The sequence below is a fragment of the Stenotrophomonas sp. HMWF003 genome (genome assembly GCF_003061285.1).
Classification (GTDB): Bacteria; Pseudomonadota; Gammaproteobacteria; order Xanthomonadales; family Xanthomonadaceae; genus Stenotrophomonas; species Stenotrophomonas maltophilia_AP.
Map to the genome: position 1 here is coordinate 1 of NZ_QAIW01000407.1, position 1,630 is coordinate 1,630.

The 1,630-nt window shown below is 66.6% G+C and carries 3 protein-coding genes; all 3 read left to right on the forward strand.

The features are described 5' to 3' along the window. On the forward strand, window positions 1-590 hold a 590-nt coding region (locus tag DBR34_RS17450; protein WP_146186876.1), incomplete at its 5' end, for a chemotaxis protein CheW. 233 nt (window positions 591-823) lie between these two features. Further along, the gene (locus DBR34_RS17455) at window positions 824-1,132 is read left to right on the forward strand and encodes an STAS domain-containing protein (protein WP_128097726.1); all 309 of its coding nucleotides are present in this window, start codon (window positions 824-826) and stop codon (window positions 1,130-1,132) included. Further along, entirely contained in the window at window positions 1,129-1,494 is a 366-nt protein-coding gene (locus DBR34_RS17460; RefSeq protein ID WP_038688521.1) for a response regulator, read from the forward strand. Before DBR34_RS17455 ends, DBR34_RS17460 begins: the two co-directional genes overlap by 4 nt. Window positions 1,495-1,630: the final 136 nt, after the last annotated feature.

Sequence of the window (1,630 nt, forward strand, 5' to 3'; positions counted from 1 at the left end):
CCCCAACACCCGCCGCCCGCGCCATGCCCCCACCGATGCCGATGAGTGCCCCCAGCGCCCGCAGCGCCGCGCCGGCGCCGGCTCACACCCGACCAGGCAGCTGGCAGGAACTGCAGGCACAGGCGCGCAATCCGGCGTCCAGCCCGCGCGAGAACCGCCGGGCCAGCGAACGCACCTCGCGCTGGCTGCGCCTGCGTTGCGGCGCCCAAGCCTATGCACTGGAACTGCTCAAGGTGCAGGAAGTCGTGCTGCCGGTGCCGCTGCTGCCGTTGCGCGGTACCGCCGACGCCATGCTGGGCATCATGAACCTGCGCGGCCAGGTGGTACCGGTGATGGACCTGGGCATCCATCTGGGTGCCGGTCCGGCCCAGGAAGACGCCAACACCCGCATCGTGGTGCTCGAGGAAGACGGCGAGACGATGGGCCTGCGCGTGTCGGCCGTGGAAGACGTGGCCAACCTCACCGACTCGCAGATCGAGCCGCCCGATACCGCCCGCATCTGCCAGATTTCCAACGACCTGTTCCGTGGCGTGGCCAGGATCAGCGCCCAGCCGATGATCCTGCTGGATGCCACCCAGCTGTTGAACTGACCGGCACCCCCACGCGGTAGAGCCACCCCATGGGTGGCTGCCGTCCTGTTCGACGTCGTGACGGAATGACGACGGGTGTGCGTCATGCCGTGCGGCGCAGCCACCCATGGGGTGGCTCTACCCCCTCCCGCGGGCGGGGCGGCCGACAGAATGATGAAGATCGCCCGCGCCTCCCCTAAAGCTTTTTGGGCGCAGGCCGTTATCTCTCTCGGAACCGTTTGTCCGGAGCAAACATGAGCACTGTTGCCCTGGGTGGTGATCTCGGAATCGAGACCAGCACCGAGCTGAAAACCCGCCTGGCCCCGTTGGTGGACCAGGCCGGCGAACTGACGCTGGATGCCAGCCAGGTGAGCCGTATCCATACCGCAGCAATGCAGGTCCTGTGCGCATTCGTCGACGCCCGCCGCCAGGCAGGCCACCCGACCGGATTCGACGGTTGCACTGCCACCTTCCGTGATGCCGCGCGACTGCTCGGCCTCACCCAGGCCCTCGGCCTGGACGCAACCCATGACAACCTGAAATCTGTGGAGAACGCTGCATGAGCGCACGAATCTTGGTGGTGGACGACTCGGCGTCGATGCGCCAGATGGTCTCTTTCGCCCTCACCTCGGCCGGCTTCTCGGTCGAAGAGGCCGAAGATGGTGCCGTCGCACTGGGCCGGGCCAAGGGCCAGCGGTTCAACGCGGTGGTGACCGACGTCAACATGCCCAACATGGACGGCATCTCGCTCATCCGCGAGCTGCGCCAGCTGCCCGACTACAAGTTCACCCCTATGTTGATGCTGACCACCGAATCGGCCGCCGACAAGAAGTCCGAAGGCAAGGCCGCCGGTGCCACCGGCTGGCTGGTCAAGCCGTTCAATCCCGAACAGCTGGTCGCCACCGTGCAGAAAGTGCTGGGCTGATCCCGGCACACCCCACCGCACCACCCTCCCTCCCTTCGCAACCGGACCCCACGCACCATGAGCATGGATCTGCAACGTTTCCACGCCACGTTCTTTGAAGAAAGCCGCGAGGGGCTGGATGCAATGGAGGCTGGCC

Excerpts from the sequence above, each read along its gene's own strand:
- DBR34_RS17460 (WP_038688521.1), top strand. The coding sequence starts at position 1,129 with ATGAGCGCACGAATCTTGGTGGTGGACGACTCGGCGTCGATGCGCCAG.
- DBR34_RS17455 (WP_128097726.1), top strand. The coding sequence starts at position 824 with ATGAGCACTGTTGCCCTGGGTGGTGATCTCGGAATCGAGACCAGCACC.